The sequence below is a fragment of the Leeia sp. genome, from assembly GCF_041909055.1.
Classification (GTDB): domain Bacteria; phylum Pseudomonadota; class Gammaproteobacteria; order Burkholderiales; family Leeiaceae; genus Leeia; species Leeia aquatica.
Map to the genome: position 1 here is coordinate 333,095 of NZ_JAYREC010000003.1, position 14,886 is coordinate 347,980.

Sequence of the window (14,886 nt, forward strand, 5' to 3'; positions counted from 1 at the left end):
GAGGCGGACACGCTTAAATCAGGGCGCAAAGGTAAAGTTGCGCTTGAGGTTGTAGCTGGTGCCCGGCCCGAACCACTTGTCATACAGCCGCTTGCCCTCGCCACTGCGCTCCAGCTCAAGCAGTGCCTGATTAATGGCTTGCACCAGCCGGGGATTGCCCTTGCGCACGACCACGCCATAGGGCTCGCGTGAAATGGTGAGCGCAGGGATTTCATAATCCTGCGGGTTCGGAATGGTCTTGTGGTAAGACATCAGGATGTGGCCATCGGTGGTCACGGCGTCCACCTCGTCCTGCAGCAAGGCCAGTGTCGCAGCGGTGCTGTCGTCGTACTTGACAATGCGCGCAGTTGGCAGCAGTTTCAGCAGGTTGTCATAGCTGGTGGAATGGGTGGCGACCCCGATCCGCAGATGGGCCAGATCCGAAAGCTGGTGCACCCGATCGACCCGGGCCATGAACTGTTGTCCGGAGACAAAATAGGTATAGCTGAAATCAAACCCCTTCTGCCGTTCCGGTGTACGGGTGGTCATGGCCACCACGACGTCGACATAGTTGTTTTGCAGAATCTGGAAGCGGTTTTGGGTGGAGACGGCCAGAAACTGCGCCCGCACTTTGAGGGCGCGGGCAATCGCACGCACCAGGTCAATCTCATAGCCTTGATACTGCCGCTTGGCATCGAGAAACCCAAACGGGGGATAGCCGTCGCGCACCCCGGCCACCAGCACGCCCTTGCTGAGGACGTCATCCAGCAACTCAGCCCGGAGAGGGAGGCTGAACAAGCACAGCAGCGCACAGATCCATGCCTTGACCATCCGTTTCCTCCACGGCGGGCGTTCTCTGATTCAGCATAGCCGAGCCTGCTGCGACTGCAAGCCCGCCCCTGCTGCAGCGCAAAAAGCAAGCGGCTTGCCCCTCAAGTCAGGCCACTCTATAATCGGCCGCACATTCTGTCTGTTACCCTCGCTCGAGGCAGAACAGGCAGAATGACCAAAACAAAATCGATATTGCATACGCGTCGGGCCGGGAGCGCCCCAAACGCGAGCCACCTGCCATTCGAGCAGGCTTACGTCCCACACTAGGCTGAGAGGAAATCTGAACATGCGTGTTACCCCCAAACTGCTGTCCACCCTGGTACTGGCTGCCTTCATCGCCCAACCGACCCTGGCTGAAGAACTGACCGGCACCCTGAAAAAGATCAAAGACAGCGGCCGTATCGTCGTCGGCGTGCGTGATGCATCGCAACCCTTTTCCTACCTGCTGAATGACAAGCAGTACGTGGGCTATTCGGTAGACCTGTGCAACAAGGTTGTGGACTCGGTGAAGAAGCAGCTCAAGCTGAGCGCCCTCTCCGTGATTTACCAGCCGGTGACCTCGCAAACCCGTATCCCGTTGATGCAGAACGGTACCATCGACCTCGAGTGCGGTTCCACCACCAACAGCATGGAGCGCCAGAAGCAGGTGGCTTTCGGCAACAACATGTTCTGGGTCAACGTGCGGATGGCGGTCAAGGCCAACTCCAGCATCAAGGGTCTGGCTGACCTGAACGGCAAGCCGGTAGTGACCACCACCGGCACCACCTCTGACCGTTACATCAAGCAGCACGAAGTCGGTTCCAAGATCGACGTGAAGAACCTGTACGGCAAGGACCATGATGAGTCCTTCCTGATGCTGGAAACTGACCGTGCCGCCGCCTTTGTGATGGATGACACCCTGCTGGCGGCCAAGATCGCCAACTCGCGTAACCCGGCTGATTTTGCCATCGTTGGTGAAATCCTGTCCGGCGAGCCGTACGGCATCATGCTGCGCAAGGACGACCCTCAGTTCAAGAAGGCGGTGGATGACGCGCTGAATGCCGTCTACAAGTCCAAGGAAATCTACAACATCTATGCCAAGTGGTTCCAGTCCCCGATTCCGCCGAAGGGCCTGAACCTGCGCATGCCAATGAGCGACAAGCTGAAGGCGCTGTTCGACAACCCGAACGACAAGGGCGCCTGATTCCCGTAGTCGCTACGGAAGCAGCAACGGGGGGCTAATGCCCCCCGTACCTTGTCTGCAACGCACCTGCTGACCAGCAATGCTGGCCCGGCAGGTGTACGTGCATCTGTTGTGGAGGTCTTATGGACATGAACTGGGGAGTATTCCTCGAAGAGTCCCCCACCGGAGATGGCCCGTACTGGAAGCTGGCGCTGGATGGTGCCAAGTGGACCGTACTGGTCAGTCTCGGTGGCTGGGCGATTGCGCTGCTGGTCGGCTCGCTGATCGGCATTCTGCGCACCGTACCCAACAAACTGCTGGTCTGGCTGGGCGATGCTTATGTGGAGTTATTCCGCAATATCCCCCTGCTGGTACAACTGTTCCTGTGGTTCTTTGTGTTGCCGGAAGTACTGCCGGAAGCGGTGGGCCGCTGGCTGAAACAGGACCTGCCCTATCCAGAGTTGACCACGGCCATCATTGGCCTCGGTCTGTTCACTGCCGCACGGGTTGCGGTACAGGTCAGCGCGGGCATCAAATCGCTGCCCCGTGGTCAGGCGGCGGCTGGGCTGGCTCTGGGATTCACCCGCACCGAGGTGTACCTGAAGATTCTGCTGCCGCAGGCGTTCCGCATCATCATCCCGCCACTCACCAGTGAGTTCATGAGCATTTTCAAAAACTCCTCGGTGGCACTGGGTATTGGCCTGACCGAACTGGTCTTCCAGATGCGGCAAATGGTGGAGTATTCCAGTGTGGTGATTGAAACCATCGCTGTGTATACCCTGATCTATATTGCCCTGGCCTTGATCGTCAACCGCTTCATGGCCTGGCTGGAACGGGCGGTGCGGATTCCGGGCCTGATCGCCGGAGGTGGCAAATGAGCATGCCCTTGATTGACTGGGAACTGGTAGTCGCCAACAAAGGCCTGATCGTTGAAGGCCTGCTGTTCTCCCTGAAACTGACCTTGATTGCCAGCGTGATCGGCATGATTGGCGGCGCACTGCTGGCAATGGCACGGTTGTCCTCCATCAAGCCCCTCTCCTTCCTGGCCTCCAGCTACGTCAACCTGTTCCGCTCGGTACCATTGCTGCTGGTGCTGTTCTGGTTCTTCTTCCTGCTACCGTTTTTCGGTATCCGGCTGGAGGTGGGTAATATCGCCATTGTGACGTTCTCGGTGTTTGAGGCGGCGTACTTCTGCGAAATCATCCGCGCCGGCATTCAGAGCATTTCTCGCGGTCAGGTTTCCGCCGCCAGTGCACTGGGGCTGACCTATGGGCAAACCATGTCGCTGATCGTGTTGCCCCAGGCCTTCCGCAATATGCTGCCGGTGCTGGTGACTCAGGTGGTGATCCTGTTTCAGGATACCTCGCTGACCTCGGTGATCGGCGTCTATGATTTCTTCCATGCTGCCGAGGTGGTTGGCAAGAATAATGGTGCGCTGCCGCCGATGATCATGTTTATTGCCGTGATCTATTTTGGCATCTGCTTTTCGATTTCCATGGCAGCCCGCACGCTGCTGAAACGCTACGCCGTGCTGCGTTGAGCGCCCAGGAGAATTCTCATGATTGATATCAAGAACATTTCCAAATGGTATGGCCAGTTCCAGGTGCTGACCGACTGCACCACCAGCATCAAGAAAGGTGAAGTGGTGGTGGTCTGCGGCCCCAGCGGCTCCGGTAAATCTACCCTCATCAAGTGCGTCAATGCGCTCGAACCCTTCCAGAAGGGCGAGATCATTGTGGACGGCACCTCGGTCGGCGCCAAGGGGACTAACCTGCCGAAGCTGCGCAGCCGCGTCGGCATGGTGTTCCAGCACTTTGAGCTGTTCCCGCACCTGACCATTACCGAAAACCTGATGCTGGCACAGGTCAAGGTGCTGGGCCGCAGCAAGGATGAGGCCAAAACCAAAGGTCTGGCCTTGCTGGAGCGGGTGGGCCTGAGCGCCCACGCCGCCAAGTATCCGGCGCAGCTGTCCGGTGGGCAGCAGCAACGGGTGGCGATTGCCCGCGCCTTGTCGATGGACCCGATCGTCATGCTGTTTGACGAACCGACCTCCGCGCTGGACCCGGAAATGGTGAACGAAGTGCTGGACGTGATGGTACAGCTGGCACAGGAAGGCATGACCATGATGTGCGTGACCCACGAAATGGGCTTCGCCAAAAAGGTCGCCAGCCGGGTGATCTTCATGGATCAGGGCCGCATCATCGAAGATTGTGCCAAAGATGAGTTCTTTGGCGACCTGTCAGCCCGCTCCGAACGGGCGCAGGGCTTCCTGTCCAAGATTCACCACTGAGTCCCCTTGCAGTATCCCGGCGGCCACCCTTGCGGTGGCCGTTTTGCTTTCATGGCGGCTTGGCGAAATCGGTCATTGACGCCAACAGGGCAAGGTGATGTGATGCGGGTTCTGTCCCGAATCCGGAGGTGTGTGGTGAACCGTCCTGTCCGTTTCTTCCAGCTATCCCTGATCAGTGCTTTGCTCGGCAGCAGCCTGCTGTGGTCTACCCCGGCGCTGTCTGACGCCGTTGCCCCCGAAGCCGCCTCAGGCTGGACCAGCAAAGCCCCGGTCACCGGCCAGCGCATGATGCTGGTCACGGCCAACCCGCTGGCGACCGAGGCCGGCATGGCCGTATTGCGCCGTGGCGGCAGTGTGATTGATGCCGCCATCGCGGCACAGGCCATGCTGGGCCTGACCGAGCCGCAATCCTCCGGCGTCGGTGGCGGTGCCTTTCTGGTGCATTTTGATGGCGGCAAGGTGACCACCTTTGATGGTCGCGAAACCGCCCCCGCAGCCGCCAAGCCGGAGCGTTTTCTCGATCAGGCGGGCAAGGCAATGTCCTTCTACGATGCGGTAGTGGGCGGTCGCTCGGTTGGCGTCCCCGGTGCCATTGCGGCACTGGAGCTGGCGCACAAGCGCTATGGCAAGCTGCCATGGAACAGCCTGTTTGACGACGCCATCCGCCGCGCAGAAGAAGGCTTCCCCATCTCGCCGCGCCTGTATACCCTGCTGAAAGGGGAAAACTACCTCAAGCTGGCGGAGCCCGCCCGCAGCTATTTCTATCAGGCCGATGGTAGCCCCAAATCTCAGGGCAGCCTGCTGCGCAATCCGGAATATGCGGCCACCCTGCGCGAGATTGCCAAGCGCGGCTCGGCTGCGCTGTACAGTGGTCCGATTGCCGAAGACATGCTCAAGGCCATCAGCAGCCACCCGAGCAATCCGGGCGACATGACGCTGGCCGACCTGCAAGCTTACCGCGCCAAGGAGCGCGCGCCAGTATGCGGCAGCTACCGCAGCTTTAGCATTTGCGGCATGGGCGCCCCCAGCTCCGGGGGCATTGCGGTGCTGCAGATGCTCAAGCTGATGGAGCGCTTCCCGCTGGCCAGCCAGCAGCCGCTCTCTGTCGAATCCGGCCACCTGTTTGCCGAAGCCGGACGGCTGGCGTTTGCGGATCGTGGCAAGTATCTGGGCGACCCGGATTTTGTTCCCGTTCCGACGGCGGGCCTGCTGGACCCGGCTTACCTGACCCAGCGCAGCCAGCTGATTGATCCGACCAAGAGTATGGGCAAAGCCAGCCCCGGCACCCCGCCCGGTGCAGTGGTCGCACTGGGTAAGGACAATGCCATCGAGCTGCCCTCCACCAGCCATATTGTGGCGGTAGACAAGGAGGGGCACGCCCTGTCGATGACCACCACCATTGAGGATGCCTTCGGCAGCCGCATCATGGTGCGTGGCTTCTTGCTCAACAACCAGCTGACCGACTTCTCCTTCAGCCCCACCGACAACGGTCAGCCAGTGGCCAATCGGGTAGAGCCCGGCAAGCGCCCGCGCAGTTCGATGTCACCCGTGCTGGTGTTCGATTCGTCAGGACAACTGTACGCGGCAGCCGGCTCGCCCGGTGGCTCCAGCATCATCAACTATGTCGCGCAGACGTTGGTGGGCCTGCTGGACTGGAAGCTGGACCCGCAACAAGCGGTTTCCATGCCGCACTATGGCAATCGCAATGGCGCCACCGAGCTGGAAAAGGACCAGAAGCTGGAAGGGCTGGCCGAGCAACTGAAGGCCAAAGGCCATGAGGTCAAGCTGATCGAGATGACCAGCGGCCTCTCCGCCATTGTTCGTACCAAGCAGGGCTGGGTTGGCGGTGCTGACCCACGGCGGGAAGGCGTGGTTGCCGCCGAATAAGTGCCCCCCGCCCGCCGGGCCTCGCCTGGCGGGTGGGTACCTCAGCCTTGACTCAGGCTGGCCCAGTCACAGCGCGCACCCAGCTTCTGCAGGCTGCGCGCTAACCGTTCGATCACCTGGAAATTGGCTTGCTCGGCCTGCAATACCACCGTGAGCTCTCCCCGCTCGGCATCACTGCTGTCCTGCAGGGAAAGGATGCGCAGCTGCAGTGTCTCGGCCTGCCGCAGCAATTGCTGGCGGCATTCGACCAAGCCCGTCAGCGGCAGCCGTACCCGTAATTGGTAACGGCTGTTGCTGGCTTCACTCAGCCCCATCGACATGTCCATCTGCACCGCAACCCGGTGCAGCACAATATTGGCCAGCACAATCACCGCCGTGGCAGCCGATGCCTCACGCCAGGCTCCACTGCCGCACAGCACACCGACGGCAGCGGCACACCACAGCGTCGCCGCAGTGTTCAGCCCCTTGATGGTGATGCCGTCGCGAAACATCACCCCGGCCCCCAGAAAACCAATACCCGTCACCACTTGCGCCGCAATGCGGCTGCTACCCGGCTCACCACTGAAGAACGGCGTCGCACCGACAAACAGGGTCGCCCCGACACACACCAGCGCATTGGTTTTCAAACCGGCCAGCCGGTGCCGCCACTGCCGCTCGGCACCAATCAGCGAGCCAAGCAGCAAGGCCAGCAGGGCGTGCAATAAAAAGGTCATCAGGTCCATATGTGCAGTGTAGCGTCTGTCATGGCGCACGTCAGGCCAGCATCAGCACCGGCTGAGGCAGATCAAAGCGCTAGCTTGCGGTGCCCCAGCCAAACTGCCGCAGGTCGATGCGCCCACTGGCGGAGAACACCACCCCTTCTGCCTCCAGCAGCACGCGTTGCAGCTCGTCACTGCCGTCCAGCCCGCGCGGGCTGATGCGGCCTGCCGCATTGACCACCCGGTGCCAGGGCAGGTCTGGATCACAAGCATCCTGCAACACCTTGCCGACCAGCCGAGCTCGGCGCGGTAAACCAGCGAGCAGGGCGACCTGACCATAGCTGGCCACTCGCCCGCAGGGAATGGCGGCCACCACCTGCAGGATGGCCGCGTGAGGCGTCAAGGCCGGTTTATTTTTCAACCTGGGAGACATCGCGCACCGCGCCAGTCGCAGCGCTGGTGGTCATCGCCGCGTAGGCGCGCAGCGCAGCTGAGACGGTACGCTCACGGTTGAGCGGTTTCCAGCCCGCCTTGCCCTTGGCATCCATCGCTTGCCGCCGCGCCGCCAGCGTGGCTTCCGACACGGCCAGGTGTATGGTCCGCTGCGGAATGTTGATCTCGATGGTATCGCCCTCTTCCACCAGACCAATGGCACCGCCTTCGGCGGCTTCCGGACTGGCGTGGCCAATGGAGAGACCCGAGGTCCCGCCCGAGAAACGGCCATCGGTCAGCAGCGCGCACGCCTTGCCCAGCCCTTTGGACTTCAGGTAACTGGTCGGGTACAGCATTTCCTGCATGCCGGGGCCACCCTTGGGGCCTTCATAGCGGATCACCACCACATCACCGGCCACGATCTGGTCACCCAGAATGGCCGCCACAGCCGCATCCTGGCTTTCGAAAATACGGGCACGGCCGGTAAAGCAGAGGATGGATTCGTCCACCCCGGCGGTTTTAACGATGCAGCCGTCTTCCGCAATATTGCCGTACAGCACGGCCAGACCGCCGTCCTGACTGTAGGCATGCTCACGGCTGCGGATACAGCCGTTAGCACGGTCATTGTCCAGATCGGGGTAACGCATCGACTGCGAGAAGGCGATGGTGGTCGCCACTCCGCCCGGTGCGGCACGGTAGAAGGTACGGGTGTCGTCACTGCAGCTGTCACGCATGATGTCAAAGCGGTTCAGCGCTTCTCCCATGCTCGGACTGTGCACGGTCGGCACCTCGCGCTGGATCAGCCCGGCGCGATCCAGCTCGCCCAGAATGCCCATCACGCCACCGGCACGATGCACATCCTCCATATGATACTTCTGCGTGGCAGGGGCCACTTTGCTCAGGCACGGCACCCGGCGTGAAATGCGGTCAATATCCTGCATGTTGAACGGCACACCCGCCTCATGCGCCGCCGCCAGCAGGTGCAGCACGGTGTTAGTCGAGCCGCCCATCGCCACGTCCAGACTCATCGCATTCTCGAATGCCGCCTGGGTGGCGATATTGCGCGGCAGTACCGAGGCATCGTCCTGCTCATAGTAGCGCTTGGCCAGCTCCACAATCAGGCGACCCGCCTGCAGGAACAATTGCTTGCGGTCGCCGTGGGTGGCCAGCGTGGAGCCATTGCCCGGCAGGCTGAGGCCCAGCGCCTCGGTCAGGCAGTTCATCGAGTTGGCGGTGAACATGCCGGAGCAGGAGCCGCAGGTCGGACAGGCCGAGCGCTCGATGCTGGCCACGTCGGCATCGCTCACCTTGCTGTCGGCAGCCTCGACCATGGCATCCACCAGATCCAGTTTGCGTACACCACCATTCCAGTTAACCTTGCCAGCCTCCATCGGCCCACCTGACACGAACACCACCGGAATATTCAGCCGCAGCGCCGCCATCAGCATGCCGGGGGTGATCTTGTCGCAGTTAGAGATACACACCAGCGCATCCGCGGTATGGGCGTTGACCATGTACTCAACCGAGTCGGCAATCAGGTCACGGCTGGGCAGGCTGTACAGCATGCCGCCGTGGCCCATGGCAATACCATCGTCTACTGCAATGGTGTTGAATTCTTTGGCAACCCCGCCAGCTTTTTCAATCTCACGCGCCACCAGCTGCCCCAGGTTCTGCAGGTGTACGTGGCCCGGCACAAACTGGGTAAAGGAGTTGGCGATGGCGATGATCGGCTTTTCGAAATCGGCATCCTGCATGCCGGTGGCGCGCCACAGGGCACGTGCGCCAGCCATGTTGCGACCAGCGGTGGAAGTACGGGAACGGTATTGCGGCATGATGATTCACTCTGTCGTAGCACGGATACGCAGCAGCACGCCGAAGGCGGCTGCCAGCCGGAAACCGGATACTTGTGGTATCCGTGGCGACGGTCACATGCCGTACACCGAGAAACGGGTATAATCCCCCGATTCTAAAAGAAAAGCGACTTGCACGCATGCTCAATCACGCCGACCTCGGATTCCAGCCGATCGCGTTTCAGGTAGGCCCGCTTGCCGTTCACTGGTACGGGCTGATGTACTTCACCGCCTTCTTGCTGTTTCTCGGCCTCGGGCGGCTACGCCTGCGTCAGATGAAGCATCTGGAGCTGACATCCCGCGACCTGGACGATCTGCTGTTCTACGGCGCGCTGGGGGTCATCCTCGGCGGGCGGCTGGGCTATGTGCTGTTCTACAAGTTTTCCGACTATCTGACCCAGCCCCTGAATATTTTCAAAGTGTGGGAAGGCGGCATGTCTTTCCACGGTGGCATGCTGGGTGTGTTCCTCGCCACCTTGCTGTTTGCCCGCAAGAAGAAGCTGACCTGGCTGACGGTGACTGACTTCATCGCCCCGACCGTGCCCATGGGCCTGATGGTGGGGCGCTTTGGCAACTTCATCAATGGTGAGCTGTGGGGCCGGGTGGCGTCGGCAGAGCTGCCCTGGGCCATGTTGTTCCCCGGTGCGCGCAGCGATGACGCCAGCTACCTGATGGCACACCCGGAGTGGAATACGTTCTTTGCACAATATGGCAGCCTGCCGCGCCACCCCTCGCAGCTGTATCAGATGGCACTGGAAGGCCTGCTGCTGTTCATCCTGCTGTGGCTGTACGCCCGCAAAGCACGTCCGACTGGTGCTGTGTCCGCACTGTTCATGATCGGCTATGGCAGCTTCCGCTTCATTGCCGAGTTTGCCCGTGAACCGGACAACTTCCTTGGCCTGCTGCGATTCAATCTGTCCATGGGCCAATGGCTGTCCTTGCCGATGGTGTTGATCGGCCTGTGGATGTGGTGGGCGTCACACAATCAGAAGCCAGGCCGCCGCGTGGTGCGGTGAACACGGCAAAGACAGGCTCGCAGGGGGCTGCCCCTGGACATCTTTGGAGCGGAAGTTGACATCTTCACCGACGCCTGGCTATTTCAGCCGTTATGGGCGTGGCATCGTGACCACGCTCGTCTGCGGCGCTGCCTTGCTGCTTGCCGTACTATCGCTGCTGGTAGCGCACTTCACCGTCCCGGCTTTTGCGGAGCTGTTCCAGTCCTTCGGTAGTGACCTGCCCGCCATTACCCGCATTGTGTTTGCCTACGGCAAGCTGATTGCGTTGCTGCTGGTGGTTCTGGTGCTGGCCGGCGGGCTCAATGTGCTGCTCTCGCGGCAACAGGAGAAAACGCAGCAAGATCAGGCGTTTTACCTTGCCTGTGTCTTGCTGGTGCTCGCGTTTCTGTGGGTCGGCCTGATAGGGGTGGCATGCTATGCCCCGATCTGGGCAATAGGGGCCGTGGTCTAAGGACTGGCATCGTCGCGCATGACTGGCGAGAGACACCGCCTCATGCTGTGGATCAGATGGAACAACAGGGGGTCAGGCCCCCCATTGCCTTTTTTTACCCTGCTCAGTCGTCGTCGTGAGTATGTACTTGCAAGGTCACCGCCGGATTCACGAATTGCCCCCCGGCCAACAACTTGTCGTACAGCTGCGGGTCATGCCATTCGGCCTTCACCTGGTCTGAGAACACAATGTCCTGCAGGCGGATGGTGCCCATGCGCGGGTTGTAGGCGTCTTCACGGAAGCATTGTGCATAGCCAGTTTCCGTCTCATGGGCGATGATGGAGTGCAGCTTCACATCGGCTTCCCCGTTGACCATCACCGTCTGCTGCAGCAGCGCATCAATCATCACGAAAAACACCCGGCTGAACTGCTCGGCGCTCGGCGATACCGGCATGGCAATCCAGCGTGCCGAGAAGCGCTGGCACAGGGCGATGTAGTCGGCCTCGTCACGATCCCAATAGGTCACCGCGTGATCAAACGCATCCACCAGATCGCGGATACTGCCCTTCATCAGCCCGAAGTCGTACACCATCTGGCCATGATCCAGCGCATGCGCCTCCAGCAGCACTTCCACCTTGTAGCTGTGGCCATGAATGGAGCGACGGCAGCGGTCGCTGGAACAATTGCGCACGATGTGCGCACTCTCAAAACCGAATTTCTTGCGTATCAGCATGATGCCTCCTTCGGTCCACGCCGCACCCAGCCGACCCGGGTCAGGGCCGCAATATTACGCACCACCGCATCGACAAAGGCCGGGCGGTGACGGGCGCGGCTAATCCACACCGTACGCATGCCCAGCCGCTTGGCGGTGCGCAGATTATCCAAACTGTCTTCCACCATGATCATGCTGCCGGGCGAAGCGGCCAGCTGCTGCATGATGCGTCGATAGCCCGAGGGCGCGGGCTTGGGTTGCAGCCGCACATCCTCAATGCCCCACACCGACTCAAACTGCCGCTCGATTCCAGCCCGCTGCAAGATACCATCCACATAATGCCGGGGCGCATTGCTGAACAGCACCTTGCGTCCCCGCAGCCGCGCCAGATGGCGTGACAGACCGGGCTCATGTTGCAGGCAGTCCAGCAACTCGTGCAAGGGGTGGGTTTCGCGCAGAAAATGCGCCGAATCCACGCCATGATGCCGGATCAAGCCACGCAAGGTCGCCCCATAGTGTTTCCAGTAGCGGTCACGCAGGGCCTGCGCCCCTTGCTCATCCAGCCCCAGATGGTGCTGCAGGTAGCGCGACATTTCCAGACTGATGCGCGGAAAAATCTGGCTACCGGCATCATGCAGGGTATTGTCCAGATCAAAGATCCACAACCATTCCGCCATTCAGCGCGCCCGGATCATGGTGCCGACCCCGGCGTCGGTCAGGATTTCCAGCAGCAGCGCATGTTTGACCCGCCCATCAATGATGTGCACCGAGGGCACACCTGCACGTGCCGCGTCCAGTGCCGAGCTGATCTTCGGCAGCATGCCGCCGGAGAGGGTGCCATCGGCCACCAGTTCGTCCACGCGTGATGGTGTCAGGCCGGTCAGCAGATTGCCCTGCTTGTCGAGTACCCCTGGCGTATTGGTCATCAGGATCAGTTTTTCCGCACCCAGCGTTTCCGCCAGTTTGCCCGCCACCAGATCAGCATTGATGTTGTAGGCCTCGCCCTGCTCGCCCACCCCCACCGGCGCAATCACCGGGATGAAGTCGCCGCTGTCGAGCAAGGCCACCAGTTCCGGATTGATATCGGCCACTTCGCCCACCTGGCCAATGTCCAGCGGGGTATCGTTCTGCTCATCCGGCAGGTAAAGCTTGCGGGCACGGATCATGTCGCCATCCTTGCCGGTCAGCCCGACGGCACGTCCGCCATGCTTGTTGATGAGGCTGACAATTTCTTTATTGACCAGACCGCCCAGTACCATTTCCACGATGTCCATGGTCTCGGCATCGGTCACCCGCATGCCCTGCACAAACTCGCCCTGCTTGCCCACGCGCGCCAGCAGATCGTTGATCTGAGGCCCGCCACCGTGCACCACCACCGGGTTCATGCCCACCAGCTTCAGTAGTACCACATCCTGGGCAAAGCCTTCTTTCAGCTGCGGATCGGTCATCGCATTGCCACCGTATTTGATGACAATGGTCTTGTCCGCAAAGCGGCGGATATACGGCAGCGCCTCTGCCAGAATGCCGGCTTTTTGCTGGGCATCAATGTTCGGGGTGTCCATGCGTCCTCCATCAAGTCATGGCCGCCATTGTACCGGAAGCGTGCGTAGCGTGCCGGTTCGCCCCCACTTGTCAAGCGGCGGATATTCGGGTTATGTTGAAAAAACCATGTGTGCCTTTTCCCGCCACTTTCTGCTGATTTCCCTGCACGCCAGCCTGCTGCTGGCGCTGCTGCGCTGCGCGCGCAAATAACCCCACCCCCTCCCCACAATTTGCGTTTCACCTCCGGCCCGACCTGACCGGTCTGGCTGGTTTTTGCTGTGTTGTTCCATGACCTGGAGAACCCACCATGCAGTCTGCTGCACACAAGTACCCACCCCAGCCCGTATTGGCCTTGCCGGATCGGCAATGGCCCAGCCGCCAGCTGACCCACCCGCCGATCTGGTGCAGTTCTGACCTGCGCGATGGCAATCAGGCGCTGGCCAACCCGATGAACGGCCATACCAAACTGCGGCTGTTCCGCCTGCTGGTGGCCATGGGTTTCAAAGAAATTGAAGTGGCGTTTCCCAGCGCCTCGCAAACCGATTTCGACTTTGTTCGCCAGCTGATTAGCGAGGGCGAAGTGCCGGACGATGTCACCCTGATGGTAATTACCCAGGCGCGAGGTGAGCTGATCGAGCGTACCTTCGACGCGCTGCAGGGTGCGCGCCGCGCCATCGTACACCTGTACAACCCGACCGCCCCGCTGTGGCGCAAAGTGGTGTACGGCAAGGACAAGGGCGGCATTCTGGACCTGGCAGTGACGGCGGCACAGCAGATCTGCCAGCGCGCGGCCCGTCACCCGGAAACCGAGTGGGTGTTCCAGTACTCGCCAGAGACCTTCAGCGCCACCGAACCGGAATTTGCCCGCGACATCTGCAATGCGGTGCTGGACATCTGGCAGCCGACGCCACAACACAAGGCCATCATCAACCTGCCCGCCACGGTGGAGCTGAGCAGCCCCAATGTCTACGCCGACCAGATCGAGTGGATGCACCGTCATCTGCACGGGCGTGACAGCGTGGTGTTGTCGGTTCATCCGCACAATGACAGAGGCTGCGCAGTTGCCGCCGCCGAACTGGCCCAGCTGGCTGGCGCTGAGCGGGTGGAAGGCTGCCTGTTTGGCAATGGTGAGCGCACCGGCAATGTCGACCTGGTGACGCTGGCGATGAACCTGTACAGCCAGGGCATTGATCCCGGCCTCGATTTTTCGGACATCGACCATATCCGCGACACGGTGTCCGACTGCATCCAGTTGCCGGTGCATCCGCGCCACCCCTACGCCGGCGAGCTGGTCTACACCGCTTTTTCCGGTTCGCATCAGGACGCCATCAAGAAGGGATTTGCCGCGCAGGACCGCGAAGGGCCGTGGGCGGTACCGTATTTGCCGATTGACCCGCAGGATGTGGGCCGCAGCTATGAGGCGGTGATTCGCGTCAACAGCCAGTCCGGCAAAGGCGGCAGCGCCTGGTTGCTGCAGGAATGTCACGGTCTGCAGCTGCCCCGTGCCTGGCAGGTGGAATTCAGCCAGACGGTACAACAGCACAGCGACCACAGTGGCGTGGAAGTGGACAGCCATACACTGTGGCAATTGTTCCAGCAGCAGTATCTGTCCGCCGGACGCTTCCAGCTGCTGGGCAGCTCGCCCGCTTTGCATACGGGAGCAGCAGCTGAACCGCTGCTGCAGTTTCAGGTGCAGGATGGCGAGCAGACCCTTAGCCTCAGCGCTGAAGGCAATGGCCCGCTCGACGCCCTGGTGAATGCCCTGTCCCGCCATCTCGACTGCACACTGGACATCCTCGACTTCCACGAGCATGCCCGCAGCGAGGGTCGTGCAGCGGACGCGGTAGCGTTTGTGGCCCTGTCGGTGGATGGACAGCAGCGCCTAGGCGCCAGCATCCACAGCGACAGTCTGCAAGCGGCCCTGCGGGCGGTTTTCAGTGCACTGAGTCGACGCTGAGGTGACTATACCGCCATCAAATTCTACATTTTGTCTAATTTTACGAATGCCGTTAGACAAATTTGCAATGTGTATTTGACAAAATGTCTAACGCCCTCTA

Annotated in this window: 15 protein-coding genes; 8 read left to right on the top strand and 7 right to left on the bottom strand. The window is 60.9% G+C overall.

All coding sequences use genetic code 11. The features are described 5' to 3' along the window. Positions 1 to 18 precede the first annotated feature (18 nt). Positions 19 to 810: a transporter substrate-binding domain-containing protein gene (locus tag ACE3O2_RS10435; protein ID WP_374337241.1), complete on the bottom strand. Its 792-nt coding sequence runs from the start codon at positions 808 to 810 to the stop codon at positions 19 to 21. A gap of 286 nt (positions 811 to 1,096) precedes the next feature. On the opposite strand from ACE3O2_RS10435, the gene ACE3O2_RS10440 reads away from it, so the two are divergent. From ACE3O2_RS10440 to ggt, 5 genes are all read left to right on the top strand, one after another. Beyond that, positions 1,097 to 1,993, top strand: coding sequence for a transporter substrate-binding domain-containing protein (locus ACE3O2_RS10440; protein WP_374337243.1), 897 nt, complete (start codon positions 1,097 to 1,099; stop codon positions 1,991 to 1,993). A gap of 128 nt (positions 1,994 to 2,121) precedes the next feature. Continuing rightward, positions 2,122 to 2,850 carry an amino acid ABC transporter permease gene (locus ACE3O2_RS10445; protein ID WP_240947278.1) on the top strand — a complete coding sequence of 243 codons (729 nt, stop codon included), beginning with the start codon at positions 2,122 to 2,124 and terminating at the stop codon, positions 2,848 to 2,850. Beyond that, positions 2,847 to 3,512: an amino acid ABC transporter permease gene (locus tag ACE3O2_RS10450; protein ID WP_374337246.1), complete on the top strand. Its 666-nt coding sequence runs from the start codon at positions 2,847 to 2,849 to the stop codon at positions 3,510 to 3,512. Before ACE3O2_RS10445 ends, ACE3O2_RS10450 begins: the two co-directional genes overlap by 4 nt. An 18-nt stretch (positions 3,513 to 3,530) precedes the next feature. Further along, complete coding sequence (locus ACE3O2_RS10455) at positions 3,531 to 4,262, top strand: amino acid ABC transporter ATP-binding protein (RefSeq protein WP_168877994.1); 732 nt, start codon at positions 3,531 to 3,533, stop codon at positions 4,260 to 4,262. A 135-nt stretch (positions 4,263 to 4,397) separates the two neighbouring features. Next, on the top strand, positions 4,398 to 6,149 hold the full coding sequence (gene ggt, locus ACE3O2_RS10460) for a gamma-glutamyltransferase (protein ID WP_374337248.1): 1,752 nt from the start codon (positions 4,398 to 4,400) through the stop codon (positions 6,147 to 6,149). 41 nt (positions 6,150 to 6,190) lie between these two features. Here ggt and ACE3O2_RS10465 read toward each other — a convergent pair whose 3' ends face one another. From ACE3O2_RS10465 to ilvD, 3 genes are all read right to left on the bottom strand, one after another. Further along, entirely contained in the window at positions 6,191 to 6,862 is a 672-nt protein-coding gene (locus ACE3O2_RS10465) for an MgtC/SapB family protein (protein ID WP_374337250.1), read from the bottom strand. 79 nt (positions 6,863 to 6,941) lie between these two features. Next, the gene (locus tag ACE3O2_RS10470; protein ID WP_374337253.1) at positions 6,942 to 7,250 is read right to left on the bottom strand and encodes an MGMT family protein; all 309 of its coding nucleotides are present in this window, start codon (positions 7,248 to 7,250) and stop codon (positions 6,942 to 6,944) included. A gap of 7 nt (positions 7,251 to 7,257) precedes the next feature. Beyond that, entirely contained in the window at positions 7,258 to 9,111 is a 1,854-nt protein-coding gene (gene ilvD / locus ACE3O2_RS10475; RefSeq protein WP_374337255.1) for a dihydroxy-acid dehydratase, read from the bottom strand. Between the two features lie 158 nt (positions 9,112 to 9,269). On the opposite strand from ilvD, the gene lgt reads away from it, so the two are divergent. Together lgt and ACE3O2_RS10485 are read left to right on the top strand one after the other, a co-directional pair. Further along, positions 9,270 to 10,145 carry a prolipoprotein diacylglyceryl transferase gene (gene lgt / locus ACE3O2_RS10480; protein ID WP_374337258.1) on the top strand — a complete coding sequence of 292 codons (876 nt, stop codon included), beginning with the start codon at positions 9,270 to 9,272 and terminating at the stop codon, positions 10,143 to 10,145. A 55-nt stretch (positions 10,146 to 10,200) separates the two neighbouring features. Beyond that, positions 10,201 to 10,596: a hypothetical protein gene (locus ACE3O2_RS10485; RefSeq protein WP_374337260.1), complete on the top strand. Its 396-nt coding sequence runs from the start codon at positions 10,201 to 10,203 to the stop codon at positions 10,594 to 10,596. Positions 10,597 to 10,699: 103 nt separating this feature from the next. On the opposite strand, the gene ACE3O2_RS10490 is transcribed toward ACE3O2_RS10485, so the two are convergent. The 3 genes from ACE3O2_RS10490 to argB are packed head-to-tail and all read right to left on the bottom strand — an operon-like array spanning position 10,700 to position 12,849. Next, positions 10,700 to 11,308 (bottom strand): 6-pyruvoyl tetrahydropterin synthase family protein, encoded by a 609-nt coding sequence (locus ACE3O2_RS10490; RefSeq protein ID WP_374337262.1) that lies wholly within the window; start codon positions 11,306 to 11,308, stop codon positions 10,700 to 10,702. Then, positions 11,302 to 11,964 (bottom strand): pyrimidine 5'-nucleotidase, encoded by a 663-nt coding sequence (locus ACE3O2_RS10495; protein ID WP_374337264.1) that lies wholly within the window; start codon positions 11,962 to 11,964, stop codon positions 11,302 to 11,304. The genes ACE3O2_RS10490 and ACE3O2_RS10495 overlap by 7 nt, the downstream gene beginning before the upstream one ends. Further along, positions 11,965 to 12,849 carry an acetylglutamate kinase gene (argB, locus tag ACE3O2_RS10500; RefSeq protein ID WP_168878003.1) on the bottom strand — a complete coding sequence of 295 codons (885 nt, stop codon included), beginning with the start codon at positions 12,847 to 12,849 and terminating at the stop codon, positions 11,965 to 11,967. It lies immediately after the preceding gene. 287 nt (positions 12,850 to 13,136) lie between these two features. On the opposite strand from argB, the gene leuA reads away from it, so the two are divergent. Next, positions 13,137 to 14,786, top strand: a complete 1,650-nt coding sequence (gene leuA, locus ACE3O2_RS10505) for a 2-isopropylmalate synthase (RefSeq protein ID WP_374337267.1) — start codon at positions 13,137 to 13,139, stop codon at positions 14,784 to 14,786. Positions 14,787 to 14,886: the final 100 nt, after the last annotated feature.